This window comes from Chitinophaga skermanii, assembly GCF_003259335.1.
Taxonomy (GTDB): Bacteria; Bacteroidota; Bacteroidia; order Chitinophagales; family Chitinophagaceae; genus Chitinophaga; species Chitinophaga skermanii.
In genome coordinates, this window is sequence record NZ_QLLL01000005.1 from 305,017 (window position 1) to 331,078 (window position 26,062).

A 26,062-nucleotide genomic window follows, 5' to 3' on the forward strand; every position below is an offset into this window, starting at 1 on the left:
TTTTTTACTGCATTTTGCAACTTTTTATTTGGCCGGTCGTCTCTATATAAATGACCCTTTAAAAAGCAAGCTATTTATGAAGAAATACTACATATTAGGCACATTGATGATGATGTTGGCAATACCATTTGCATCCCATGCCCAAGAAGAGAACAAGAGTGATTCAACTAAACCAAAGAAACGCGTTTTACATATTGGAAGTGACGACGACCGTGATTATACTCCCCGTAAACCAGCAAAAACGTATTTCACTTTAGCAGGTGATGTGGGTATGTTATCGTTCTCTAAAGTAGAAGAATCGGGCGATCAAATCAGCTCTGTACCTCGTTTTACGGCATTTTTGCAATTAGGCCTTCATTACCATATTAACTTCTCTAAGAAAGTAGGTATCTTCACAGGTGGTGATATTAAGAACTTGGGATTCATTGCGAAAGATGAGCCAGGTGTAAAAGTTAAGCGCCGTGTATTCACCTTGGGTGTGCCATTGGCATTCAAAGTGGGAGATATGAATGGTTCTAATTATTTCTACTTCGGTGGCCAATACGATTTGGCATTGAATTATAAAGAGAAAGTATTTATCGACGGTAAGAAATCACAGAAGTTCAATGAGTGGTTCAGTGATCGTACGCCGTTATTAATGCCTTCTGTATTTGTGGGCTACAGGTTTAACCAATTCTTTGGTTTGAAAGTACAATACTGGCCACAAAACTTCATGAACCAAGATTTTACATTGCATAAAGTACCAGCCGGTGGCGTTTCCCAACCATATGCAAACTACGAAGCAAGAGTAGGTGCCGTTACTGTGAATTGGGATTTTGGTTCTGCTGTAAGAACGAAGATTTATACGAAGTATAAGCAACATTAATATTGAGCATTGTAATAAGACGAAGAACGCCCGGGATGCAAGCATGCCCGGGCGTTTTCGTGCAAATAACCTAACAAAAATACCCATGAAACACATTCTTTTACTATGCCTATGCACTATGTGCACCCTCTGTAGCCAAGCCCAAAACGATAGCATTCTTCATGGTCCTCGCCATTATTACGATACAACTACCTATTGTTATGATTCAGTAGCTGGGTATAAAAAAGCATATTTTACTTTTTTAGTAAACTTGGTATCCTTCCAAGAGCAAAAGGTAGAAGTAAACAAAGAAATGGTTGGTAATACCACGCGTAGCATGATGTTCCGTATTGGTACACGCTTTCATTACGATATGCATAAACATATTGGGCTATTGAGCGGCGTGGAGTTTGGCAACTTGGGTACTGTATTTCATGAAGAAACAACCAATGATAAAATCAAACGGCGAGTATTAACATTAGCAGTACCACTAGGTATTAAGCTAGGGAACCTAGAAAAAGGCAATTACATTTTTGGTGGGTATCAACTCGATTTTGCCTTCAACTACCGCGAAAAACGCTACCATGATGGTCATAGAACTTCGTATAACGAATGGTTTAGCAACCGAACGCCAGCTATTATGCCGTCTTACTATTTTGGCTATACTACTTGGAATATGGGGGTGAAAATTCAATATTATCCCAATAACTTTTTCAATACCCGTTACACCAACCCCGAAGAGCTTGTGCCAACCCCGTATACAAACTACCGCGCAACTATTGGTGCAATCACATTTTTCTTTGAACTAGGTACCAACAAAAAATATAAACACATCGTTGCTCCTAACGGCCACCATCATCACCGCCACTATCTTTAAATAACACGTAACTAATTGCTGTGGCCCCGTGAGAATGCTTGTCAACATCCTCACGGGGATTGCTCATTTTAAGAAACCTGGCTTTTATCACCTTCCAACCCTGCAAAAAAGCCTAAATTTAGCAACACAAAACATACACCTTATGTACGAAACTCTCAGCACGCAGCTAAGCGAAGGGATTTTTATCATTACGATCAACAGGCCCAGCAAGATGAATGCGCTGAATGCTACCGTTATGTCGGAATTAGCATTGGCGATCGATGAAGTTTATACCAATAAAGACATTAAAAGCGCCATCATTACCGGTTCCGGTGAGAAAGCATTTGTAGCCGGTGCAGATATTAGCGAATTTTTGTCGCTAACAACCACGCAGGGTGCAGAATTGGCGAAAAAGGGACATGTTGTGTTCCAACGTATTGAAGAATGTCCGAAGCCTGTAGTAGCGGCCGTAAATGGCTTTGCATTGGGCGGCGGATGTGAATTAGCCATGGCTTGTCATTTTAGAGTGGCAGCCGAGAACGCGAAATTTGGTCAACCGGAAGTGAACTTGGGTATAATCCCCGGGTATGGCGGCACACAGCGCTTGGTGCAGTTAATTGGAAAGGGAAAAGCGATGGAGTTGATGATGACGGCGGACATGATCGACGCGGGAGAGGCTTATACATTGGGCTTAGTGAACCATGTAGTGCGTTTGGAAGAGCTATTGCCAAAAGCAACGAGTATTTTACAGAAAATCCATACCAAGGCGCCATTAGCCATTGCAAAAGTGGTGAAGTGCGTGAATGCCTATTATAAAACGGGTGTTGACGGCTTCGAAACGGAAGTGACAGAATTCGCGGAATGCTTCGCTACGAAAGACATGCAAGAAGGAGCCACCGCATTTGTAGAAAAAAGAAAAGCAAACTTTATAGGAGAATAAAGCGGCTACAAGCCTGTGCGCAAATATGAAAATTAAAGTTTATGTCATAGGATTTTGCTTTAATTGGCGTAGGTTTGTAACCCAAAAATTAAGCATATGGATTTCAGAATAGAGAAAGATACGATGGGAGAGGTGAAAGTGCCTGCCAATGCATATTATGGCGCACAAACCCAACGTTCTGTTGAAAATTTCAAAATCGCGCAAGACATCAACCGCATGCCGAAAGAGATCGTGAAGGCATTCGCTTACTTAAAGAAAGCGGCGGCATTAACGAACCAAGATGCAGGCATCTTGCCAGCAGAAAAAGCAGCATTGATCGGTAAAGTATGCGACGAAATTCTCGAAGGTAAACTCGACGATCAATTCCCATTGGTAGTTTGGCAAACCGGTTCTGGTACACAATCGAACATGAACGTGAATGAAGTGATCGCTTACCGTGGTCACGTGTTGAATGGTGGTTCGTTGACCGACAAAGAAAAATTCTTAGCACCAAACGATGATGTAAACAAATCACAATCATCAAACGATACATTCCCAACAGCTATGCACATTGCTGCATACAAAATGTTGTTGGAAACAACCATCCCAGGTATCAAAAAATTACGTGATACTTTAGATGCAAAAGCGAAAGCTTACATGCACGTTGTGAAAATCGGTCGTACCCACTTCATGGACGCTACACCGCTTACACTCGGACAAGAAATCTCTGGCTACGTATCACAATTAGATCATGGTTTACGCGCGATCAATAATACATTGGCGCACTTAAGCGAATTAGCTTTGGGTGGAACAGCTGTTGGTACCGGTATTAACACACCAAAAGGTTACGCTGTAAACGTAGCAAAACACATCGCTACTTTAACAGGTTTACCATTCGTTACAGCAGAAAACAAATTCGAATCACTCGCAGCACACGATGCTATTGTTGAAGCACACGGTGCTTTGAAAACTGTAGCAGTTAGCTTGATGAAAATCGCGAATGATATTCGTATGCTAAGCTCTGGCCCACGCGCAGGTATCGGCGAAATCCATATCCCAGATAACGAACCAGGTTCTTCTATCATGCCAGGTAAAGTAAACCCAACACAATGTGAAGCGTTAACAATGATTGCTGCACAAGTGTTAGGTAACGACGTAGCTATCAACATCGGCGGCGCAACCGGTCATTTTGAATTGAACGTATTCAAACCAATGATGATCTACAACTTCTTGCACTCTGCAAGATTGATTGGTGAAGGTTGTGTTAGCTTTAACGATAAATGCGCTGAAGGTATCGAACCAATTGAAGCAAACATCAAAAAACACGTAGAAAATTCTTTGATGTTAGTAACCGCTTTAAACCCGTACATCGGTTATTACAAAGCAGCTGAAATTGCACAAAAAGCCCACAAAGAAGGCACAACGTTAAAAGAAATGGCCCTTAAATTAGGCTATGTAACGAGCGAAGACTTCGACAAATGGATCGATCCATTATCAATGGTAGGTGAACTCTAGTAGTACTACTGCATATAATTTCGAAAGCCCACTCTACATGTAGAGTGGGCTTTTTAGATTTTGGTTGACGAAATAGTAAAAACTTGCTCGTGTATGGTGCGTTAAATTTTCGTATAAATTTTCGTTTAAACAACTTAGCCTGCAAAAGCAGGCTAACTAATAAACCTATTAATGGAAAAGTGAACAGACAAGATAAGATTATTTCTGTAAATACAATAGCAATATTGTACGCAGGCTCAAAATAATTACTAATACGCCTACCATAATCATCAATGGTTTGCGCTTCACTTTGCGTACTAAAATTGCCGCAAAAGGAGAGGCAATCACGCCACCAATCACTAAACCAACAATCACTTGCCAACTGGCAACGCCATTAAAGAGTAAGAAAGTACCCGCACTTGCTAATGAAATAAAGAATTCTGCAGCATTCACAGAACCAATGGTGTAATGCACGGTTCTACCCTTGCTGAGTAATGTAGAAGTTACGATTGGGCCCCAACCGCCACCACCGATGGCATCCATGAACCCGCCGAAGAAGGCGAGTGGACCGAGGCGTTTTATTTTTGTTTTTGTTTGTTTCTTTTTGAAAGCCTTTTTAAGAATAATGATACCCAAGATCATCAAATATGCACTCATAAAGGGTTTTATTACATCACCATCTATCTTATCCGAGAGTAAATAAGCACCAATTACAGCGCCTAGCATACCTGGAATTAATAAATAGAGGAATAATTTCTTATTCACATTGCCCAGTTTGAAGTGCGCAATCCCAGAAGCGCCGGTTGTAAAAACCTCTGCAACGTGTACGCTCGTGCTGGTAATTGCAGGCGGAACACCCATACCCAGCAACATAGATGAGGAGGAAGCACCATAGGCCATACCCAAAGCACCATCTATAATTTGGGCCACTAAACCAACACCAATAAAGAAAAACAACTTCTCAGTAAACACATTCGATAAGGTTTCGTGGATCATACTTTGCGTAGCCGGCGTTATACCGAATATGTAAGTAAACCACAAAGCCGCCACCACAACAGCGATGCCTACAGCCAGGATGATCCAAAGCCAGTACTTTTTCTTATTGTCGGCATTTACGAGGTCGATCAATACCTCCTGCGTTTCTAACGAAGCAGGAGAGTTTTCGATCTTTTCTATGTAGTCGTTGTGTGACATGTATATATTTAATATGGTATTGTAGTATAGTCTATAGAGATTGTAGACTAAAGATAGTGGGAAATTGTTTCCTATGCAAATATTTTCGACGAGTTAGTAAAAAAAAATAGCGAGAACGGGGTGTCTGTTCTCGCTATGAATGGTTGGTTAAATTCACGGGTTTTTTTTCTTAAACACACCCTCATATGTTATCGTCAAATAGTATAAACCTTTGATGGAAGGCCCGCCCACGTATTGAAAGTACGTGGTATTGAATAAGTTATTCGCGCCCACCTTCAAGCTGGTATGTAGTTTTGGAATGCCGTAAGTTACCTGTGCATCTACAGTGCTGTAGGCTGGTACATCGCCATTGCCGAATAAGTTTTGCCAGTAGAAATTATCCTGCCAATGCCATACAATGTTGAAACCCAAGTTCTTCGCAATGGCACGGTTGCCGAAGCTCACATTCGTAAACCATTTCGGCGTATTGAATCCCGGGATAAGGGCATCGTCTTTGGTTTTGTCTTGCACCAAGGTGTTGTAATTCGCATTACCGCTGATGGTGAAGGTTTTATAGAAGTTATAAGTTAAGCCCAAGGCAAAGCCGTAGTTCTCAACTGTAGATTTCGAGTTTGTCCACACGCGGTAACGATCTTGCTTGGCTTTATCGAGCATTTGGTTTAATACCTCTTGGGTAGGGTTGTTCACATTGCCTGTTTTGGGAACAGCTACTTCAACTTGACCAATGAAGTTGTTATAACGACTGTAATACGCATCAAAGTCTACAAACACTTTATTGTCGAATAACACGCTTTTGTAACCGGCTTCGTACGCATGAATTTGTTCAGGCACTACTGCATCGAGGTTGGCTACTTTCAGTACGTTCGCATTGGCGGCCGCTGCTTGTTCGAGTGTCATACCGGGGTTGGCATTTTTCGTTTTATTGCTAGCTGTTACAAACGCATTGGCGCTAGTGGTTAGGTAGGAGTTTTTAAAATACCCCAATCCTTCTTCAATAAAGGCTAAACCTCCTACACGACGTACTTGGCCGTTATTAACAAATGAATACGCTTCGAATAATGATGGGAAGCGGAACCCATTTTGCCAAGATACACGGAAGTTATGGCGTTGATTTGGCGTAGTATATACGGCGGCTAAGCGTGGATTGACTTTACCGTCAAATTCCTCGTTTTTGTCGTAACGGATCGACCCTGTCAATTTCAACTGGTTATTAAATAGAAGCTTAGAGATTTGTGCGAAGCCGCCGTATTTACCGTACCAAATATTTTTCCCACCGGGCGTATTTCTTTTGTCCATCGGCTTCGAGAAATCCACGAAGTTGTTGCCATCTGGAATGATCTCGTATGTTCTATAATCGGCACCTACTAATACATCGGCGAAATGGATGTATTTGCGCAAGTTCCATGTTCCTTCAACATGGTAGAAGCGGCTTTTTTGGATTAAAGCAGCGCCACCACTTGTATTACTAGGATTTTTGGAAACAGGGTAGATGTCCCAATCATTGATACTTTTAATTTTTGCGAGCTGTTGGTTGAATGCTTCTGTACCCGGTGTGAACCTGCCATTGTCGGCAGCAGCGCGGGCGGCAGCATGTGCAGCAGCAATATCTTTACCTTCAGTTAAGGCACTATTTAAGGCGCTTGTATAGTCTGTTTTCCATTTAGCATCTGTTTTGAATGATTTTTCGAGGTTATCGGCTAAAGGATTCATGTTATACGAGTCGCCCGTATTTTCAAGGGAAACATAGGTGCGTAGGGTGAAATCGGGGTGAACTAATTCCAACTTATGGTTTTGTACCACTACATTTTTCAACCCAATCCTGTTACCACGTTGGAAGAATCCATCCATCAAACCAACACGGTAGGCGTAAGAAGCCTCCATATTGCGACCCACTTTTAGATGCACGGCACCGTCGAATTTTGCATTGCGTACGGTGAAATCTTTTACCAAATCCTTTTCCCAGTAGCCGGTGCGGCTTACATTGTAGGCCTTACCATTTTTATCCACAATTTGCATCGTAGATTGATCGGCGTATTTATTCCAAGCATCGTTGGCTACGTTATTAGCGCCTACGAGTGTGGGAAAATCGGGGTTGGCTTTTGTACCAGGATTGAAATCGTTGTGTGAATCGGCAAACCAGTCTGTGCCTTGCATATAACTGAAATTCAGTTTAATGGCTACGCGGCTGCTGAGTGCTTGTGCGTAGCGTAGGGCTGTTTCGGTGATAGGTTTGGCAGATGTACCTTTCTCTCCTACGTGGTTCACTGCTATTTTCTGTGAAACAGAGATGCCTTGGTATTGGAAAGGATTTTTAGTCAAGAGGTTACTCATCCCGTTTATGGCATTCATACCGTATAAAGCAGATGATGCACCGGGCGTAACTTCCACGCTTAGAATATCCAATTCGGTTGGCCCAATCGCATTACCCAAAGGCACACCCAAGGTAGCTGCTTGGTTATCCACACCATCCACTAATTGCATAAAGCGGAAGTTGTTAGGAACGTTGAACCCGCGGGTGTTGAACACCTTAAAGGTAAGCCCGGCGGTGGTCATTTGCACGCCTTTTAGGTTACCAATAGCATCATAAAAGGAGGCTGAAGGGGTTTCTTTCAACGCCCTGATATCCAATTTCTCAATAGCTACAGGCGAGCGCAGTAACTTTTCTGCCTGCCTGGAAGCGGAAACAACCACTTCATCTACGAGTAATGATTGTGTATATAACTGTAATTGGAGATTACTTTTGCTGCTCTTCACCTCGAATTCCTGTTGTTGGAAGCCCAATAAGCGCACCACCAGTTTGAAGGGAAATTTCACACTACTTATCAATTGGAATTTACCGGTACTATCGGTAGCTGTACCAATGTTGGTGCTTTTAATTTGGATCGTTGCACCGGGTAGGGCATTGCCTTTATCGTCGACAATTCTGCCTTCTAGGATGTAAGAACCGTTGAGCTGCGCCTGTGTAAGAACAGGTACCGACAATAGCAGAAAGAATAATAAGTGTTGAGAAAAACGTAGAAACTTTTTCATTTTTAGTTGAATAATATTTTTTTTAAATGAGGGGCGTAAACAATCTCAATCGGCATATCAACTACACATGTTACAATCGTTCTGTCTTTAAGTTATATAGTCTATAGAATTTGTAGACAAATGTAGAATGGCAAATTCAATTATTCAAATAATTTGTTAAAAAAAGATAGAAGTGGTTGATAACGAGCGATATAATTTTATAGATGATTGATGTGTCAACTATATCTGTGCTTGGAGAAGGTGGGGAGATGAGTTTTCACCGGCTTGGGACGGGCTTACTTTATGAGCTGCCCAAGCATAAAAAAGGGTAGCAATTGCTTGCTACCCTTTTGAAGATATTGAAAAGGTATTGAACCTTAGACTGCTTTTTGTGTGCTTTCGTCGTTAGGCGTAACTGCTTGTTCTGTTGCAGCTTGTTGTTCCTTTTCTTGCGCGATTTGAGCGTGTAAGAAACGTTTTTGGAACAACAATATCGCGATTACACCTACAGAAATGGCTGCATCGGCGATGTTAAACACCGGTCGGAAGAAGATAAAATATTCGCCGCCCCAAATAGGTACCCATTTTGGCAAGTAGCCTTCATAGAGTGGGAAGTATAACATATCTACTACTTTACCATGTAAGAAAGTACCGTAACCACCACCTTGTGGGAACAATTGCGCTACTTCGTATGGTGAGCTGTTAGAGAAGATTAAACCATAGAACATGCTATCGATCAAGTTGCCTGCTGCGCCTGCTAAGATGAGGGAACCACAAATCAGCAAACCCTTATGGTATTTCTCACGCACCAATTTGCGCATAAATACAAAACCTACCACTACGGCCGCCAAACGGAAAAGTGTCAAAAAGATTTTGCCGAATTCTCCGCCAAACTTCAAACCATAAGCCATCCCCTCATTTTCAATGAAGTGAATGTGGAACCAATCGGGTATAACAGTAAATTGCTCCGTAATAGCCATATTGGTTTTTACCCAAAATTTTACGGCTTGGTCTACAATCAAAATGAGCAATACAATCAGTACAACGTTACGATATTTCAAAATGATCTAAATTTTCTCAAAAATAAGCGTTTAATCCAAACTCGGAAACCCAAGCCAGGTAATATTACGTTAAAAGATATTTATTCCTGGAAATATACACGCTTTACTCGCTGAGAGATTCCTGTTAATATTTCATACGGGATCGTATCCGCCCAAGCAGCTAATTCTTGTACCGGTAAGCCTTCCCCAAATACAATCACCTCGTCGCCCTCTGCTGCCTGCGGTACTTTTGTAACGTCTAACATCAGCATATCCATGGCAATAATGCCTGCTACCGGTACTAATTGACCATGTAACAGCATTTTACCCTTACCATTACTTAGGTTACGTGGGTAACCATCGGCATACCCAATGCGTACTGTAGCGATGGTGGCCGGTTCTTTCGACTTCCATTTCGCGCCATAGCCAACAGGTTCGCCTGCCGGGATGTGTTTTAATTGGGCAATGGTTGTTTTTAAGGTGCTCACGTTTTTGAGCTTCTCTTGCATGGTAGGCAGGTTATCCACACCGTACATGCCAATACCCAGGCGTACCATATCGAATTGCAATTCTGGATGGCGACTAATGCCTGCGCTATTAGAGATATGACGTAATACAGGGTAGCCCAATGCTTGGGTAATTTCCTTGCTCATCTCGGTAAACAAGGTAGCTTGCTTTTTCGTGAAGGCATCTTTCGTAGGATCTTCACTAGCTGCTAAGTGACTAAATACCGACTGCACTTTGAAATAGTCTTGTTCTTTCAAATGTTGCAGGAGTAAAGGAATATCTTGTTTCTCGAATCCAAGGCGATGCATGCCTGTATCGAGTTTAAGGTGTACTGGGTATTGAGTTTTACCAGAAAGACGAACTTCTTCTTCCAATAATTGGAACAAATGGAGCGAATAAATCTCTGGCTCTAGGTTCCATTGCAGGATGGCGTCGAATGAACTTGGCTCGGGATTCATTACCATGATTGGTAAGGTAATACCCGCGCGGCGAAGTTCTACCCCTTCGTCGGCATATGCCACGGTGAGGTAATCTACGCCCATAAATTGCAACAAGTTCGCAATTTCGAAGCTGCCGCTGCCGTATGAGAATGCCTTCACCATGCCCATCATCTTTGTACCGGGCTTTAAGAGCGCTTGGTATTGTTGCACATTGTTGGCAATGGCATTCAAGTTGATTTCGAGGATGGTTTGGTGTGCTTTCTGTTCCAACAATTTTCCAATCCGTTCAAATTCAAATACACGTGCACCTTTCACAAGGATGGTTTCGTTCACGTATTCTTGCGGGTTGAAGTTTTGAAGGAATTCTTCTGTGCTATTATAGAAGGAGCTTTTTAAGTTCGGGTTTTGCTGGAACACGCGTTTTTCGCGGCCAATGCCTTTCCCGATGCCCACTAGCTTTTGTATGCCTTGTTGTTCAAGTAATCCTGCCACTTCTTCATACAACGTAGCCTCGCTTTTCCCACTTTGCAAGATATCACTAAGAATAACTGTGCGTGTAGGGTGCTGGCGTTGTTGTTGCAAGAAATCCAGCGCGATGGTTAACGAGCCGAGGTCGGAGTTATAGCTATCGTTAATAATCGAACAGTTGTTAATCCCTTGTTTCAGTTCCAAGCGCATGGCGATGTTACCAAGGGTTAGCATGCGGTCTTGGATTACTTCTTGCGATTTGCCCAAGAACAACATCAATGCCCAGCAATGGATCGCGTTTTCGATGGAACCTTCATCCACGAATGGAATGGTAATGTGTAATGGTTCGTTTTTGTAAAGCGCGTCGATGCGGGTATGCTGATCGTTTTTGTCGATGCTGAGGATTTTAATATCTGCCTCTGTTTTACGCGACCAGGTAAGCAATTGCATGTTATTATCGCCTTCTTTTTTACCTACTTGGTTGTGGAAGGTGTTAATACATTCATTAAGTACGAGGTAGTCTTTACAGTAGATCAGCACATCACTTTTCATGAAAAGGACGAGCTTTTCGTTGATCTTTTGGCGGATATTCAGGAACCCTTCGTCGTGTGCTTCACCGATATTGGTAAAAATACCGATGGTAGGACGAATGATTTTTTCCAAGTTCACCATTTCGCCGGGTTGAGAAATACCGGCTTCGAAAATGGCAAGTTCATGTTCTGGCTTCATTTGCCAAACAGACAAAGGCACACCGATTTGCGAGTTATAGCTTTTAGGGCTGCGAACGATATTATAATCTTTTTCGAGCAGTTGGTAGAGCCATTCTTTCACAATCGTTTTACCGTTGCTGCCGGTAATACCAATCACGGGGATATGGAATTGGTGGCGATGAGCGGCAACGAGCGCATGAAGTGCTTGGAGCGTATCTTTTACGAGGATAAAAGTTGCTTTGGGGAATTTTTGCAGGTCGGGGGTTTCAGATACCACGAAGTTGCTAACACCTTTGCCATATAATTCCGCTAAGTATTGGTGAGCGTCACGCCGGGCGCTTACGAGGGGTATAAAAAGCGAAGTTTCCGCAAAGTTGAGTTTACGGCTATCTAGCAAGATATGTTCAATTTCGGGGTGACCCGCCTGTTGCAGTATTTCTCCTTTTAGGATTTTACTGATACTTTCTGCGTTATACACGTTCATCTAATTAAAATAAAGAGTTGGCTGTTGTGCCGGTCCAGGTATAGGGATAAATGAGCGTCGGGCTGGTACCGTATTTATTCTCAGCGCCTCTTTTCCACTCTCACACGTTTTATCGCGAAAAGACGTTACCGATTACTCGGTAACATCTTTAGGTAAATTCTTTTTGTTGTGGTAGATCGAATACAAGATAGAACCTGCCAAACACGCTACGATGACGATCAAAGAAACGTAGATCGGGATGTGAATATCGAAAAACTCGACTAACATCTTCGCACCAATGAAAATTAATACAATGGCAATACCTTGTTGCAAATAATCGAATTTGCTCACCGCACCTCTTAATAAGAAGAACAATGAACGTAAACCCAATACCGCAAATATATTCGATGTATAGATAACTAACGGTTTCTGTGAAATCGCAAATACCGCAGGAATACTATCCAAAGCGAAAATTACGTCTGTCACAGCCAACATTACCACAACTACGGATAATGTTGTTAAATATGTTTTACCATTCTTCTTAATAGAAAACTTGCCTTTCGGATCTTCATGCGAAATACGCAAGTACTTATTCATGAAACGGTAAGCAAAATTCTCTTCAGGTTTGAACTCCTCGTCGTGGTTCACCACGAACATTTTGAAACCTGTATAAACCAAAATGGCACCGAAGATATATAAGATCCAGTGGAATTGAGCAATTAATGCCACGCCAACCGTAATAAATATCGCACGGAATACAATGGCCATCAAAATACCAATCAGTAATACCCGCGCCTGGCTCTCTTCCTTGATCTTAAAGAAGGAGAAGATGAGGATAAATACGAAAATATTGTCAATTGATAACGACCATTCCATCAGGTAGGCACTTAAATATGCTACCGCAGTGCCTGAATCTTCTTCAAACCATACGAAAACAAAAAAAGCAAGGGAAAGAGCCACCCAAAAACAGGTTTGGAGTAAGGCTTGTTTGATGGAAACGGTTTTGGATTTTTTACTCAGTAATCCGAGATCGAAAATGAGGGCCAGTATTATTACTATACCGAATACGGTATACGTCAATTGGTCCGGTGTCATATATGAGTGGTTATTTAAAATTGAACTGCAAAGATAATGTAATTGCAATCATCCCGCTATTCTTACCAGGCTAAGCGGCGTATTTTCGTTGCCGAATAAAGTTGAAAATACTAGCGAAAAGCAATACTAGCGCGATAGGCACTGCGAAGCAAATGATCTGCCATTTTGTTTTTTCTTGTTTCACTTTTTCACTGTCTAATAAACGCAAGGTTAATTCTTTGTTACGCGTTTCCAAAATGCTCGCATTCCCGGTTAAATACTCCAACGAGTTCAAGAAAAACTCCTTATTCGCAAAAACGTACGACTGGTTAAACGGGTTAATCCCCATCTGTAAAGGCCCTTCTTTCTTTGAAACAGCGTTGGTAATAATATCAGCATCACTCACAATAATCATGCTATTCTCTTTGTCAGCGCGCGTTTTGTAAGGCATACCAGAGGCCGACTGCCAAGCTTGTTGGTCGCTAACAGGTATATGGTGATTGAATAACGAAGTAAACTTTCCTTCTAATAAAACAGCTACCGGTATAGCAGCACTACGGAACTCGCGTGCATTCGGTTTTTGTTTCATGTCTTCCAAGCTGATCTGCATAGGAATTCTAACCGTTCTACTATGTGCCGACGTAGCCAACAATACAGTTTTGCGAATATCGCCGCCCTTCACCGTATCTATGCTGCTCGGGAATCGTGTCATTATCACATCCATATTTTTTACAATAGGATGTTTACCAGTAGGAGTAATTAATGGGAAGTAAGGAATAGGCACGGGTTCAATCTGCGGCCTGTCACCCATTCTGCCCACAATCAATGGCACCATGTCCGACTGTAAATCTTGCACCAAATCAATATTAATGCGCGCACCGTATCTAAATAATAAATCTTCTAAACCCAATTGACGATCAAATGCCACAAATTGGTTCGTAAATTCCAAGGTATCGGTATCGGCCGTGGTATTATCAATCATCCACAAAACCTTCCCTCCATTCATCACGTATTGATCAATCTTTAATTTATCGGAGTCGTTGAACGGCACAGTAGACTTAGCTATTAATAACATCGCGAAATCTTTCGGGATGAAAGGATTCGTGCGGATGTTTACTGTATCGATGAGGTAATTGGTTTGCAATGTATTCAAAGCATCGTACATATGAAGACCCACTTGTTCGCCATGACCTTGTGCATAGCCTATAACCGGGGGATGTTCTTCTTGTAATTTTGCAATGGCATTGGCGAATTGGTATTCTAGTAATGCCTCTGAGCTATTGAGCGATTGTTGAGGATCGCCGCTAGCCACGTTTTTAAGTAAGTTAACGCCTGTTGATTTTCCTTTATATGTGATAAGCGCACCGGGGAATAGCAATTTCTCGCTATAGTCGGCTTTTGCATCTTGTTGTACTTGGAGGTTGAAGGGCATAATGCCTTTTGCCATTAATGAATCTTGGTAGGCTTCGCGGGTAGAATCGGGTAAATCGGTACCTGGATTCACGAAAACGAAATGCACATTGTCTTTTCCATATTCACGGAATTCTTCCAATAAATCGCGGGTCGATTGTGCTAGCTGGCGGAAACCTGCTGGGAATTCGCCTTTTAGGAATACTTCAATCGACACGGGCTCTTTCAAATTGCGTAGCAATGTTTTCGTGGAAGGAGCGAGGGTGTAACGTTTTTCCGCGGTTAAATCCAAACGCAGGTGGAAATACGAGGCAGCAATATTCACGGCAATCAATAGCAATATAATACCAATGGCGCGTTGAATGTACTTTTTTCGTTTAGTCGTTTGCGTTACTTGCATGGATATATGATAATAAGAAAATGAGTGTTGATGGTTGAATCGTGGGCTGCCAGGTGATGGTTAGCCTTGCCAGATTTTACGTTGTAAAGAGGTTTTCGTGAGATATAACATCAACCAAATGACGCTCGCGAAATACACGATATCTCTACTATCGATTACGCCCCTGCTGATGGAGGCGTAATGGAATTTAATCCCCGCCATTTGTAAATAATAGTCGCCTTTGCCTACAAAAGCAGGCACTTTACTTAAGGCATCAAAACCATTATAAAACACGAAACAAACTGCTACGGCCACCAAGAAAGCCACTACGGCATTGGAGGTAAGGGAAGAACTCCACACGCCTATAGCTGTAAAAGTGCATCCCAACAACAATAATCCAATATAAGCGCCCAAAATACCACCGTTATCCAAGTTGTTGTGGATAGCGGATAGTTGGTTCACAGCGATATAATATACGATGGTAGGTATTAATGAAATCAATACAATTGTGGCACTGGCCAGGAATTTCCCCCATACAATCTGCCACCAGCCCAAGGGTTTAGTGCTTAAAAGCTCCATGGTGCCGGACTTAAACTCATCGGAAAAGCTGCGCATGGTAATGGCAGGAATGAGGAGTAGAAAGATATTCGGCGCTAGTTCGAATAGCGGGTCGAGATTGGCATAACCTGCATCCAGTAAGCTGGTGCTTGGAAAAACGAAGAGGAACAATGTGTTGGCCAATAAGAAAAGCAGTATGGCTACATAACCGGTAATACTACTAAAGAATTGGCGGAACTCTTTTTTATAAATTGCGAGCATCGACGTAAGATAGTATAGTGTTTGCTGATAAACTAGGCAAATATAATAGCTGTGCCTTTAAAATAATGTTAAACAAAAATAAGATGTGTTTTCCACAGGGAATAAACGTACATGAAACGTTCGAACCCCAGCTTGGCGTATATGGGAATTAAGATATTTTATGGATGATGCCAGCCCTCGTGGTCAATTTCTACCCCGTCTTTATGTAATTCCCAGAGTGGACTTTCTGCTCGTAAAGTGGCAATGGTACCCGTAATGGTGGTTATGGCGAATTGGATTTCTTCTTCCGAAGTGAACCTTCCCACCCCGAAACGCAAGGAAGCATGGGCCATTTCGTCGCCCAAACCAATTGCTTTTAAAACGTAACTAGGTTCATTCGTACCGGCTGTACAAGCTGAACCGGCAGAAATAGCTACGGTTTTGCTTAGGGCCGCCATTAAAGCGCCGCCCGGCACATACTTAAAAGCAATATTGGTAACATGCGGTAAGCGCTGAACTTTCGAACCATTCAAATAAGCGCCTTCAAGTTGTAGCAAAGCGTGCTCAAGCTGATCGCGTAGTTTTTGTTGTTGTGTTCCTTCATCGAGCATGTTTTGCCCGGCTACTTCGCAAGCTTTTCCTAATCCTACAATGCCGGGTACATTTAATGTACCGGAACGCATACCTTTCTCGTGGCCGCCACCATCCATTTGCGCAATGAGGCGTACACGGGGTTGCTTTCTGCGAACGTATAAAGCTCCTACGCCTTTTGGTCCGTACATTTTATGGGCACTCAAAGCCAATAAATCGATGCCATCGGTATTTACATCCACGGGTACCTTTCCAACTGCCTGCGTAGCGTCGCAGAAAAAGATAATGCTGTGTTCCCTTGCAATGGCGCTAATATCGCGAACCGGTTGTAACGTGCCGATTTCGTTATTAGCGTACATAATGGAAATGAGTATCGTGGTGGGTTTGATCGCGTTTTTGAGATCTGCTAGGTTAATTCTCCCGGCAGCATCTACAGGCAGGTAAGTAACTTCCGCCCCCATTTGTTCAAGGTGATGACAAGTGTCGAGTACGGCTTTATGTTCTGTAATGGAAGTAATGATGTGATTTCCTTTTGGGTTGTACATTTCATATACACCTTTCAAGGCTAAGTTAATAGCTTCCGTAGCACCCGAGGTAAAAACGATTTCCCCAGGTTCTGCGCCGATGAGGTGCGCCGTTTGCTCGCGCGCTACTTCTACGGCTGCATTGGCAGTAAACCCAATGGTGTGGTGTTTGCTAGCTGCATTGCCGAAATGTTGTGTGAAATAAGGTAACATGGTGGCCAGCACCTCGGGGTCGCAAGGTGTGGTGGCATTATTGTCCAAGTAAACCGGTAATTGCAGCATGGGAAATAATTTTGTCGCGATCAAATTTACAATATAAGTTCTACTTTTACCGGGTTGCGCAACTGGCGCAGGTGTACATCAATACAATCGTTATGAAGAAAGTAGAACACATTGGCATCGCCGTAAAATCGATGGACGTTTCTTTACCATTATTTGAAAAATTATTGAATACTGCTTGCTATAAACAAGAAGCGGTAGAGAGCGAGCATGTACTCACCGCGTTTTTTAAAACCGGGGAAACGAAAATTGAGCTACTGGAAGCTACTGCCGAAACGAGTGCTATCGCGAAGTTTATTGAAAAGAAAGGAGAAGGTATTCACCATATTGCGTTTGATGTGGAGGATATTGAGGCAGAAATGAAACGTTTACAAGGAGAAGGTTTTGTGTTATTGAATGAAGTGCCCAAACGTGGTGCCGATAACAAACTGGTTTGTTTTTTACACCCGAAAAATACAAACGGCGTACTGGTAGAATTATGCCAAGAAATTCGCTCATAACCCAGTGTACGTAAAGGTAAGGGTAGAAGTGTACGTACCACTTGGCTTTAATAAATGCGCGCCACCTTGCATGGTAACGGAAACAGTGTAACTACTTAATAAACTAATTACCCCGGTTGCCAGCGTAACATTGGTAGTAGATAACGGTACGTTGGCTGCGCCAGATAAATTTGCTTTTAAAATCACTTTTGTAATATCAATCGTATTGGAGGCCGGTCCGGAAAGCGTCGTAGCTCTTACTTGCACTTGCCATGCTACCCCCACCGGTATGCCAACAGTAATTAATGTAGCAGAAGCTTTCCCATTCTGATATTCTGCCGCTGTGGAGAATGTAATACTTGGCGAACCGGTAATCGTAAATCCTAAATAATTCAAATGATTCAATAACGAAGCCGGGATTATTTGTGCTTTCGCAGTGAATGAAATCCCGGTCATCGCTATGATAAAAATTATTTTTCTTATCAATGATGTATATGTCAACTGATGATATGACATTATTTAATAAATCATTTATTGATAAGTTAACGTTTGAATTCTAAGTCACCAATTTTAAGTGGATCTTCCGGGCCGAGATGTAAAATGGCTACAGCCAGGTAGTTTCCTTTCTTTAATTTTTTCGGTAACGGGATGTTTATAACCCTTACTGTGCCGGGCATTGAAGGAATAGGGATGTCGTCTAACGGTATTTCTTCCGCCGTATCTTGGTTGGTTAATTCTAGCTTCACTACACAATCGTTTGTTACATCGCCCGTATTCTTTACGGTAAGTTGTAATATTTGTTGTGCTGTATCGGTGTTTTGTTTCGACCAACCTTTATCTACGAAGTCGAGGATTTCCATTTCTTTCTTATGCCTCGATGGGGGCGTGTTATAGACATGTATCCCCATTTCCATTCTAATAATGAATTGGGCGCCCATTTTCATTTTCTCATCAATCTCTGCTTGTGATTTTACTTCCGTGAAAAATATCATGGCATTATGAACAGCATCATTGCTAGGTGCATTCACCGTAACGGGGAATTGCCTTTCTTCGCCGGGTTGTAAGGTAATGGCGTTAGTTGGCAATGTAATCCAGTTAGCACAAGAATGCGGTAATGTACCTGCTTTTAGATAAATTTTTTCACCGGTCGAATCTCTATACCAATCGGAAATCGTGATGGCTACAGTAATAGGCTTTGTACCTGGGTTACGTAAGTTGATGTCCTGTACTTGGCGTTCGCCACTTGCGCAAGTAAAATACAAGCGGGAAGGCACAACGCCAATACTAGGCTGTGCTGAGCTCTGGTTATGTACACATAAGAGTAGCAGCACGAAAGCGTATACGTGCTTCATGCAAAAACATAAAAGAGTAAGTTAACAATGCAATTACTTTGAAACGTTTACGGCTACACGAAAACTATTATAGTGCCGTTGCCGTAAATGTTAATGTAGTTGTATAGTTACCTGAAGGTTTGCCTACGAATGCTGGATTACCTGCAGTTGTAGAATAAGTTAAACCAATTCCTTTAGCAATGGCAGCAGGTGCATTGGTTACTATTGCTAAATCTGTTGTAGATAAAGCGCCAGAACCGGTTGTACCCACACCTGTTGTACCACTAACGGCCACATTTACATTACTTACTGGAATTGTGTTGGCCCCATTTGCTAAATCAGCAGAGCTCGTTTTAACTGTAATACTGTAATTCGCTGTGCTCGTAACTGTAATGGCATTTGCATATGTAGCTGAAACACCATTTGCATAATCGTTTGCAGTAGCGAAAGTAAGAGTAGGCGGTGTTGCACTTAAGGTCATTACCAACACTGGGTTAAGGATGACCGTTAATGTAGTGTTTGCTGTAGTTTGTGCCGACGATTTTTGAGAGAAAGAAAGCAATAAACCGCATATTGCTATGGCGACACATGATTTGAGGTTCTTCATACAAAATGAATTTAACTAAATTTAAGATTTATATATTACCGAAAAAAATTAAATTTATAGTAAGCAATCCTACTGAAAAACATTGCCCATGTTTGTTTTACGCCTCTTTATGTATGTAATTACATGCTTAGTATGTACTAAGCTGGCGGCGCAATCGCGTGAACAAATAAGCATGACTTTCACACAAAGCAGTATCTCCATTCAACCGGCACAAACGGTGCAAGCTGTTGTCTCTTTCACAAATAAATCAAATGATACGATCAAAGGACTGCTAACATTACAATGCGAAGGCGTTGAGTTATTAAGTGCTGAACAAAAACAAATCATCATTCCACCGCAAAGCAATAAAATACATGCTTTCAAAATTTTCGCGCCAAACAACCTTAAAGCGAGTCAACAATATTCTTGCCGGGCTAGTCTACAATCAAACGAACATTCTTCAGTAATAGGGAGCGCTACTTTGCCTATATACGTAAACAAACAGCATAAGGTTTGGATGATTCCACAACCGCAACAACCTATTATTGGATCGCTAAGAGATACCGTGTATTGGCAAGCACGTATTGTAAATAACGGCAATAGCGAAGAAAGCTTACAATTAAATACGAATCCCCTGGCCGGTGGCTTCCTCGTATTTACGCCTGTTATAACATTTAATTTACTACCCGGGCACGATACAATGCTGTTGGTGAAATGTATACCCAACCAGCAATTTCCTTCCTTGTTACATCCACAGGTTGGGGTAAACCTAGTCGATACGCGCGGCATAAACGTGGCAATGGCCTATTTCGAACCCCAAGTGCTCAGTAATTACTATCGTAATACCGTTAACCGGAATATAACGCAGTTCAATTACGTAGATGTGTCATCCAATAACCTATTCACTAATTTTGCTACGCAAGAGCTTACGGTTCATTCCCAATTCAATACACCAAGAACAAATGCCGATCTGCACTTGCATGGTTTATACTTCTACAATACTACCCAAACAGCTTTGTCCGACAGTTACCTGTTTCTACGCTCCGGGGCTCTTTTTACCCGGCTAGGTTTTATTATGCAACAAGGCGAGGCTTTTGTGGCTGGGCAAGGGGTTACGGCTGGTGTGTTGCCAAATGATCATTCTTCTGTAGCTTATACCTATATCAACGATAACAGTAATTTTCTCGATATCAACTCGAAAGGCTATCCTTCGGCACCACGTGTACAAAGTCATAGCGTAAACATGGAATACTCCTTTAGCGATACCATGTCTTTCTCCTCGCAATTTGTGTATAAAATGGACGACCGTGAACGGGTAAATGGCAGCTTGGGAAGTATCAACTTTAAGTTTGTACGGGGGCCTGAAATGCGTGTGCAATCTATCTTTGCATTAAGTAATGAATTCGATCGCGATACGAAGAAGAATTATGTAAGTGCAGCGGCAGGTTTGGATTTTGTAGGTACACATAAGCAATACGATTGGTTGTCCAGTAACTATGTATCGGGCGATCATTACGTGGGCTTGCGACGTGGATTTAAGTATTTCGATGAACGATTTGGCTTTACCTTGAACGAGAAATTCCGCTTGGGTGTAAGGTACTTGCAACAATCGCTTAGCCCGGCTTACTACGAGCCTTTGTTCTATAACTTCATGCCGGCGAACGACCTTCGGCAAACGGCAGAAGTAAACTTCCAAGCGAATATAACCGACCGCCTAAGGGTGGTGTTTAGGCCATACCGTTTCCGGCAAGAGCTTCGATACGATTCGGCCGCAAAGGTGGATTATATTTCCATCTCTAACCGGGCAGCCGTGGATGTTTATTGGCAAGGCAAGAAGAACGGGTTTTTGTATTTGACGTATGATGTGGGCAGGATGAATTATGAGATCAACGATAAGGAAATCAACAAGTTTTGGTCGCATAAAGCTAATTTCAGCTTTACCTATAAGTTTTTTAGCGTGAACGGGATCTTGCAATATTCACCCTATTTCTTGTACGAGTTTGCCGGCAAACCAAGAAGCTACCAGTACAACAACACCTACCAAATTGGGCCATACGTGCAAAAAACCTTGCTCAAAAACCATTTGTATGCCATGGCCGGGGTGCAGTTCTTATACCAAGATATTATTGGCGGCTGGTTTACTAATTATACAGCCCGGTTTAATTATGAATTCTTGGGCAGGTGTGAAGCACACGCTTTTTATACCTATATGCAGCAAGATTATTTCAAACAACATAACTTAAGCGTAGGGCTTACCTATTTCTTCGAACAACCCATTGGTCGACCTACCCCCACTAAAACCCGCCTATTCTTCTACCGTGATGATAACAACAATAACCAGCGAGATGAAGGCGAACCGCCTGTAGAGCATGTGCAAATGAAGCTGAACGGGCAAACGCTTGTAGCTGGGAACCAAGGCGTATTAAAGGCCGATAAGCTGCCGCCGGGCAAGTACATTGCCGAAGTAATACCGCCTAATGGGATGATTTACCCACCGGGCCAAATTGTATTACATATCTCGAAGGGCGAACAAATTGTACATATACCCTTAAAACAAGGGGCCTCTATTCAAGGCACGGTAGCCATCCTCAAAGGCAAATACTTCAACAGGGAAGTTAGCGCCATGGGTTGGCAAATAATTGCGAAAGACGTTAATAATCAACCATATCAAGCATTTGTTTCCGACGATGGAAGCTTCCACCTGGTAGTGCCACCAGGGGAATACAAATTGGATGTAATTCCACAGCAAACCCCCAATGTAAAAATTGATATTCAACTACCTAAGCAAAAAGTAAGTGTACAAAAGGGATTACCTAACCTCGTAAAGATTGAAGCAACGGCGAATAACGGCGACCAGTCGGTGAAACATTTCGGGGTAGCGAAGGAACGATGAAAATTTTTTTTAAGATTTTACGACGCTTAAAAAGAGAGGGGTTTTATGGTTGTAATTGGCCATGGAGCTGTATTGGTAAGGTTTGTGTTAGGGGATATACTTACGTATTAGAATAAATTTTTAAATTTTTTTTCGAAAAACAAATCTTTCGCTCAACCTTTTCCGTACATCTACGTTATAAGATATATACAGTTTCACGCAACGATAGTGAAACACTTATAAAATAGCTTATCCTTAGCCTTCGGGCTAATTAAAAATAACTCTAAAGTTGGCATAGGTTATGAAAACCTGTGAGTTTTTTAACTCGCAGGTTTATTTTTTTTTAGCACATCCCCATCTTCTTGCTATAAAAAGAAAAACCCCGTCTCGCCAAGAGAACGGGGCTAAGTATATAAAGGGGGAAACTATGCTTCAATTACACGTTCCATCCCAATTCCTCTCGATCCTTTAATTAAAATATGTGCCTCCTCGAATTGCTGTTGTTGCAACCAAGTTTTTGCGGCCATCGCATCCGGTAAATAAATGTAAGGGTGACGTACATGTTCAAAATCTCCTCCTACTAGTACTACGGCGTGCCAATGTTGTGTTTCCAATAAGTCAACCACAGCTTGGTGTTCCGCTACACTATTTTCTCCTAGTTCGCGCATGGCGCCTAGTAGTAACACTTTTTTTGTTGCATGCAAAGATGCAAAGTTATCGATGGCGGCTTTCATACTGCTTGGGTTGGCGTTATAGGCATCCATAATGATCGTGTTCGAGCCTATTTGCATTACTTGCGAGCGGTTATTGCTAGGTGTATAGTTGCTAAGCGCTGTATGAATTTTTTCAACGGGCACTTTAAAGTATGAACCTACTGTTACGGCGGCTAGCACATTGGTATAGTTATAATCGCCAACGAGGTTGGTTTGAATACTTTCCAACCCCGGGATGTTCTTTACACTTACTTCCAATAAAGGTTTGCCTGGCACAGGTTCTCCCGAATAATCGGCCTCGCCCTTTCCATATGTTACTACTTCAGCAATACCGGCACTCATGTCCACCAAGTAACTTAAGTCGTTACACACAAAGGCGGTGCCTTTATTAGCACGGGCATAATCGTATAATTCTCCTTTGGCACGTTTTACCCCTTCTACACTTCCAAAACCTTCTAAATGCGCTTTACCAATGTTGGTAATAATCACGTGTGTGGGGTGGGCTACTTTGCAATAGCCTTCAATTTCTTTTTCGTGGTTGGCACCCATTTCAATAATGGCCATTTCTGTTCCTGCTGGAATACTTAACAAGGTTAAGGGTACGCCAATATGGTTATTCAAATTGCCAACAGTGGCAACGGTTTTGAAATGTTGTGATAGTACAGCATTGATCAACTCTTTCGTAGTGGTTTTACCGTTTGTACCGGTGATACCGATGAAAGGGATGTTGAATTGTAAACGATGATGCTCGGCTAGCTTTTGTAGCGTTGTTAGTACATCGTCGACCAAAATTGTTTTATCTGCATCGATGAAGTATGCTTTATCATCGATAATGGCGGCACGTGCGCCTGCTGCTAAGGCATTGGCGGCGTAGGTATTGCCATCAAAATTGGGTCCTTTTAAGGCAAAGAAAAGATCGCCTTGTTTGAGTTTCCTTGTATCGGTTTGAATCGATGGGTTTTGCAGGTATATATCGTAGAGTGCAGAAATGGTCATGGTACTTCTTCGTTTCCTACAAAAATAACAAAGCAAAGCATTCGTTGAACTACTCTTTAAATTTTTAGATGCAGGCAACGCTTATTCCAACAATCACGTAAGAACAGGTAAACTCATTTCCTGCATGAAACGATTGTTAAGTATTGGCCTTTTATGTTCAATGGTGATATATGCTTGTACGAATACCGAAGCGCCCGAGCCGGCAAAGCCACTTACGGCTTGCGATTCGGCCGATATAAGGGCGGCGCGTATTTACGAGATTATTTCAACTTCTTGTGTTAACCGTAGTTGCCATCCCGGTGGTGGAACGCCGGCGCGGGCAGATTTTTCTTCTTTACAGAAATTAGAAAACTATATCACTGCTAATCCTTCCTTTTTCGCAACACGGGTAACAAGTGCCACCGCAGATATGCCACAAATTATGGGCTATCAGCCGCTCAGCGCAGCTGTAAAGGATTCTATTGCCTGTTGGATTTCAAAAGGTATGCCTCACTAATAAAATTGCTCACGATGAAAGCTTGCTTATGGCTTTGTTGCCTATTATTCTTCACGCTCCATGCTGCAGCCCAAAACATTTTCTCGGCTAAAAATGTAGCCAGTAGCTTCTTTTCTAAAGCGCCTTTGGAAGATATTGACGCGCATTCGAAAAGCGGCGTATCTGCTATAAATGTGCAAGCACGCACCGTGTTTGTACAGGTGCCTATTAACTCGTTCGAGTTTAAGAAAAGCTTGATGCAAGAACATTTTAACGAGAATTATATGGAGAGCGACAAATACCCCAATGCCATTTTTAAAGGAAGGATTGTAGATGAGATTAACCTTGCTACCAACGGTACTTACACGGCTACTGTAACGGGTAATTTGCTGCTGCATGGTGTTGATAAAACGTATTCCGAGAAAGTGACCTTCACGGTGAATAACGGGAAAATCAATGCCGTAGCCAATTTTAAAGTCAAACTCGCCGATCATAAAATCAAAATTCCTACGATCGTTTTCAAAAATATTGCTGAAGTGGTAGATGTTTCTATCGAAGCCAATTATCTCCCTTATTCAAAATAACAATCGCTATGCGTCGACTATATTACCTTTTACTGGCTTGTGTATTGCCATCAGCTGCCTTTGCACAAGACGACCTTTCCCAATTATTCAAAGATACTGTGAACCGTCGCCAACCCGTGTTGTGGACATTCAAATCGACCCGTATTATCAACGGCGAATCTACAGAGATGCTGAAAAAGCATGAGCTTGATTTCCGGGTATCACACCGTTTTGGTGATTTTGCCGGGTCGAATGGAGGTGGTAAAACCTTTTTTGGTATGGATAACAGTTCCGATATACGGATTGCATTCGAGTATGGTGTAACCGATGATTTTACAGTAGGTATAAGCCGTGCGAAAGGTTCGGGCAATTTATCGCAGTTATACGAAGTATTGGGAAAATACCGCTTGGTACAACAAACGCAGGATAACCATATCCCGGTAAGCGTGGCCGCATTTGGAAACGTAGTAACAAGTGCCATGAAAAGCAGTACAACGGAATCGGACCCAAGCTACTTCGGTCGTTTTAGCGACCGTATGAGTTATACCGCCCAAGTGATTATCAGCCGGAAATTCGGTAAATCGTTATCGTTGGCGGTATTGCCTTCGTATGTGCATCGTAACCGGGTGGAATTCATGGATATGAATAACATGTTTGCCGTGGGTGTAGGTGGCAGGTTGCGCCTCTCGAACCGCGTTGCTTTTGTTGCCGACTACTTTGTACCGTTTAGAAGCCGTGAAAGCAAGGACTACTTCGCATCAATGGGGCGGAAATACTATAATTCTTTGGGTGTAGGCGTAGAAATTGAAACCGGTGGCCACGTATTCCACCTAAACTTCACGAATGCCACAGCCACCCTTGAGAATCAATTCATTCCAGAAACAACTAGTACTTGGTTAGATGGCCAGTACCGCTGGGGCTTCAATATTTCCCGGAGGTTTTCTATGAAGCATAAAAAATAACCGCCTGTGTATCGGCCAGGCACAAATAGGTAAGCATACGAGTACTTCCGCGGCAGTATCCGTATGCTTTTCTAGGCTACAATCGT

21 protein-coding genes are annotated in these 26,062 nt (G+C 42.3%); 9 read left to right on the forward strand and 12 right to left on the reverse strand.

What is annotated here, in order from left to right:
• Positions 1-76 precede the first annotated feature (76 nt).
• The 4 genes from LX64_RS14540 to fumC all read left to right on the forward strand — a co-directional run bounded on the left by LX64_RS14540 (position 77) and on the right by fumC (position 4,134).
• Positions 77-865, forward strand: a complete 789-nt coding sequence (locus LX64_RS14540; protein WP_148707323.1) for a hypothetical protein — start codon at positions 77-79, stop codon at positions 863-865.
• A gap of 85 nt (positions 866-950) precedes the next feature.
• Positions 951-1,721: a hypothetical protein gene (locus tag LX64_RS14545; RefSeq protein WP_148707324.1), complete on the forward strand. Its 771-nt coding sequence runs from the start codon at positions 951-953 to the stop codon at positions 1,719-1,721.
• Positions 1,722-1,863: 142 nt separating this feature from the next.
• Complete coding sequence (locus LX64_RS14550) at positions 1,864-2,640, forward strand: enoyl-CoA hydratase/isomerase family protein (protein WP_111598633.1); 777 nt, start codon at positions 1,864-1,866, stop codon at positions 2,638-2,640.
• 96 nt (positions 2,641-2,736) lie between these two features.
• The gene (gene fumC, locus LX64_RS14555) at positions 2,737-4,134 is read left to right on the forward strand and encodes a class II fumarate hydratase (RefSeq protein ID WP_111598400.1); all 1,398 of its coding nucleotides are present in this window, start codon (positions 2,737-2,739) and stop codon (positions 4,132-4,134) included.
• A gap of 198 nt (positions 4,135-4,332) precedes the next feature.
• On the opposite strand, the gene LX64_RS14560 is transcribed toward fumC, so the two are convergent.
• The 8 genes from LX64_RS14560 to LX64_RS14595 form a co-directional block, all read right to left on the reverse strand.
• Positions 4,333-5,307: a sulfite exporter TauE/SafE family protein gene (locus LX64_RS14560; RefSeq protein WP_111598401.1), complete on the reverse strand. Its 975-nt coding sequence runs from the start codon at positions 5,305-5,307 to the stop codon at positions 4,333-4,335.
• A 153-nt stretch (positions 5,308-5,460) separates the two neighbouring features.
• Positions 5,461-8,337: a TonB-dependent receptor gene (locus LX64_RS14565; RefSeq protein ID WP_111598402.1), complete on the reverse strand. Its 2,877-nt coding sequence runs from the start codon at positions 8,335-8,337 to the stop codon at positions 5,461-5,463.
• Positions 8,338-8,693: 356 nt separating this feature from the next.
• The gene (locus tag LX64_RS14570) at positions 8,694-9,377 is read right to left on the reverse strand and encodes a lipoprotein signal peptidase (protein ID WP_245952681.1); all 684 of its coding nucleotides are present in this window, start codon (positions 9,375-9,377) and stop codon (positions 8,694-8,696) included.
• A gap of 80 nt (positions 9,378-9,457) precedes the next feature.
• Positions 9,458-11,965 carry a bifunctional UDP-N-acetylmuramoyl-tripeptide:D-alanyl-D-alanine ligase/alanine racemase gene (locus tag LX64_RS14575; protein WP_170132817.1) on the reverse strand — a complete coding sequence of 836 codons (2,508 nt, stop codon included), beginning with the start codon at positions 11,963-11,965 and terminating at the stop codon, positions 9,458-9,460.
• 132 nt (positions 11,966-12,097) lie between these two features.
• The gene (locus LX64_RS14580) at positions 12,098-13,039 is read right to left on the reverse strand and encodes a TerC/Alx family metal homeostasis membrane protein (RefSeq protein ID WP_111598404.1); all 942 of its coding nucleotides are present in this window, start codon (positions 13,037-13,039) and stop codon (positions 12,098-12,100) included.
• A 70-nt stretch (positions 13,040-13,109) separates the two neighbouring features.
• Positions 13,110-14,828: a gliding motility-associated ABC transporter substrate-binding protein GldG gene (gene gldG / locus LX64_RS14585; protein ID WP_111598405.1), complete on the reverse strand. Its 1,719-nt coding sequence runs from the start codon at positions 14,826-14,828 to the stop codon at positions 13,110-13,112.
• A 60-nt stretch (positions 14,829-14,888) separates the two neighbouring features.
• Complete coding sequence (gldF, locus tag LX64_RS14590) at positions 14,889-15,626, reverse strand: gliding motility-associated ABC transporter permease subunit GldF (RefSeq protein WP_111598406.1); 738 nt, start codon at positions 15,624-15,626, stop codon at positions 14,889-14,891.
• Between the two features lie 158 nt (positions 15,627-15,784).
• Complete coding sequence (locus LX64_RS14595; protein ID WP_245952683.1) at positions 15,785-17,002, reverse strand: IscS subfamily cysteine desulfurase; 1,218 nt, start codon at positions 17,000-17,002, stop codon at positions 15,785-15,787.
• Between the two features lie 92 nt (positions 17,003-17,094).
• Here LX64_RS14595 and mce point away from each other — a divergent pair, with 92 nt between their 5' ends.
• A complete protein-coding gene (gene mce / locus LX64_RS14600; protein WP_111598636.1) occupies positions 17,095-17,499 on the forward strand; it encodes a methylmalonyl-CoA epimerase in 405 nt (134 codons plus the stop codon).
• Here mce and LX64_RS14605 read toward each other — a convergent pair.
• The 3 genes from LX64_RS14605 to LX64_RS14615 all read right to left on the reverse strand — a co-directional run bounded on the left by LX64_RS14605 (position 17,494) and on the right by LX64_RS14615 (position 19,416).
• Complete coding sequence (locus LX64_RS14605; RefSeq protein WP_111598407.1) at positions 17,494-17,934, reverse strand: hypothetical protein; 441 nt, start codon at positions 17,932-17,934, stop codon at positions 17,494-17,496. The genes mce and LX64_RS14605 overlap by 6 nt on opposite strands.
• Before the next feature lie 86 nt (positions 17,935-18,020).
• Entirely contained in the window at positions 18,021-18,830 is an 810-nt protein-coding gene (locus tag LX64_RS14610) for a fimbrial biogenesis chaperone (protein WP_111598408.1), read from the reverse strand.
• A 67-nt stretch (positions 18,831-18,897) separates the two neighbouring features.
• Positions 18,898-19,416 carry a hypothetical protein gene (locus tag LX64_RS14615; RefSeq protein ID WP_111598409.1) on the reverse strand — a complete coding sequence of 173 codons (519 nt, stop codon included), beginning with the start codon at positions 19,414-19,416 and terminating at the stop codon, positions 18,898-18,900.
• Positions 19,417-19,504: 88 nt separating this feature from the next.
• Here LX64_RS14615 and LX64_RS14620 point away from each other — a divergent pair, with 88 nt between their 5' ends.
• Entirely contained in the window at positions 19,505-22,288 is a 2,784-nt protein-coding gene (locus LX64_RS14620) for a hypothetical protein (protein ID WP_148707325.1), read from the forward strand.
• Positions 22,289-22,692: 404 nt separating this feature from the next.
• Here LX64_RS14620 and LX64_RS14625 read toward each other — a convergent pair whose 3' ends face one another.
• A complete protein-coding gene (locus tag LX64_RS14625; RefSeq protein ID WP_111598411.1) occupies positions 22,693-23,976 on the reverse strand; it encodes a UDP-N-acetylmuramoyl-tripeptide--D-alanyl-D-alanine ligase in 1,284 nt (427 codons plus the stop codon).
• Positions 23,977-24,100: 124 nt separating this feature from the next.
• On the opposite strand from LX64_RS14625, the gene LX64_RS14630 reads away from it, so the two are divergent.
• The 3 genes from LX64_RS14630 to LX64_RS14640 are packed head-to-tail and all read left to right on the forward strand — an operon-like array spanning position 24,101 to position 25,976.
• Positions 24,101-24,472, forward strand: coding sequence for a hypothetical protein (locus LX64_RS14630; protein WP_148707326.1), 372 nt, complete (start codon positions 24,101-24,103; stop codon positions 24,470-24,472).
• Positions 24,473-24,486: 14 nt separating this feature from the next.
• On the forward strand, positions 24,487-25,035 hold the full coding sequence (locus LX64_RS14635; RefSeq protein ID WP_111598413.1) for a YceI family protein: 549 nt from the start codon (positions 24,487-24,489) through the stop codon (positions 25,033-25,035).
• An 8-nt stretch (positions 25,036-25,043) separates the two neighbouring features.
• Positions 25,044-25,976: a DUF5777 family beta-barrel protein gene (locus tag LX64_RS14640; RefSeq protein WP_111598414.1), complete on the forward strand. Its 933-nt coding sequence runs from the start codon at positions 25,044-25,046 to the stop codon at positions 25,974-25,976.
• Positions 25,977-26,062: the final 86 nt, after the last annotated feature.

Bases quoted from the DNA above. Each gene is read 5' to 3' on its own strand.
- LX64_RS14540 (WP_148707323.1), top strand. From the start codon at position 77: ATGAAGAAATACTACATATTAGGCACATTGATGATGATGTTGGCAATA.
- LX64_RS14545 (WP_148707324.1), top strand. From the start codon at position 951: ATGAAACACATTCTTTTACTATGCCTATGCACTATGTGCACCCTCTGT.
- LX64_RS14550 (WP_111598633.1), top strand. From the start codon at position 1,864: ATGTACGAAACTCTCAGCACGCAGCTAAGCGAAGGGATTTTTATCATT.
- fumC (WP_111598400.1), top strand. From the start codon at position 2,737: ATGGATTTCAGAATAGAGAAAGATACGATGGGAGAGGTGAAAGTGCCT.
- LX64_RS14560 (WP_111598401.1), bottom strand. From the start codon at position 5,307: ATGTCACACAACGACTACATAGAAAAGATCGAAAACTCTCCTGCTTCG.
- LX64_RS14565 (WP_111598402.1), bottom strand. From the start codon at position 8,337: ATGAAAAAGTTTCTACGTTTTTCTCAACACTTATTATTCTTTCTGCTA.
- LX64_RS14575 (WP_170132817.1), bottom strand. From the start codon at position 11,965: ATGAACGTGTATAACGCAGAAAGTATCAGTAAAATCCTAAAAGGAGAA.
- LX64_RS14580 (WP_111598404.1), bottom strand. From the start codon at position 13,039: ATGACACCGGACCAATTGACGTATACCGTATTCGGTATAGTAATAATA.
- gldG (WP_111598405.1), bottom strand. From the start codon at position 14,828: ATGCAAGTAACGCAAACGACTAAACGAAAAAAGTACATTCAACGCGCC.
- gldF (WP_111598406.1), bottom strand. From the start codon at position 15,626: ATGCTCGCAATTTATAAAAAAGAGTTCCGCCAATTCTTTAGTAGTATT.
- LX64_RS14595 (WP_245952683.1), bottom strand. From the start codon at position 17,002: ATGCTGCAATTACCGGTTTACTTGGACAATAATGCCACCACACCTTGC.
- mce (WP_111598636.1), top strand. From the start codon at position 17,095: ATGAAGAAAGTAGAACACATTGGCATCGCCGTAAAATCGATGGACGTT.
- LX64_RS14605 (WP_111598407.1), bottom strand. From the start codon at position 17,934: ATGACCGGGATTTCATTCACTGCGAAAGCACAAATAATCCCGGCTTCG.
- LX64_RS14610 (WP_111598408.1), bottom strand. From the start codon at position 18,830: ATGAAGCACGTATACGCTTTCGTGCTGCTACTCTTATGTGTACATAAC.
- LX64_RS14615 (WP_111598409.1), bottom strand. From the start codon at position 19,416: ATGAAGAACCTCAAATCATGTGTCGCCATAGCAATATGCGGTTTATTG.
- LX64_RS14620 (WP_148707325.1), top strand. From the start codon at position 19,505: ATGTTTGTTTTACGCCTCTTTATGTATGTAATTACATGCTTAGTATGT.
- LX64_RS14625 (WP_111598411.1), bottom strand. From the start codon at position 23,976: ATGACCATTTCTGCACTCTACGATATATACCTGCAAAACCCATCGATT.
- LX64_RS14630 (WP_148707326.1), top strand. From the start codon at position 24,101: ATGAAACGATTGTTAAGTATTGGCCTTTTATGTTCAATGGTGATATAT.
- LX64_RS14635 (WP_111598413.1), top strand. From the start codon at position 24,487: ATGAAAGCTTGCTTATGGCTTTGTTGCCTATTATTCTTCACGCTCCAT.
- LX64_RS14640 (WP_111598414.1), top strand. From the start codon at position 25,044: ATGCGTCGACTATATTACCTTTTACTGGCTTGTGTATTGCCATCAGCT.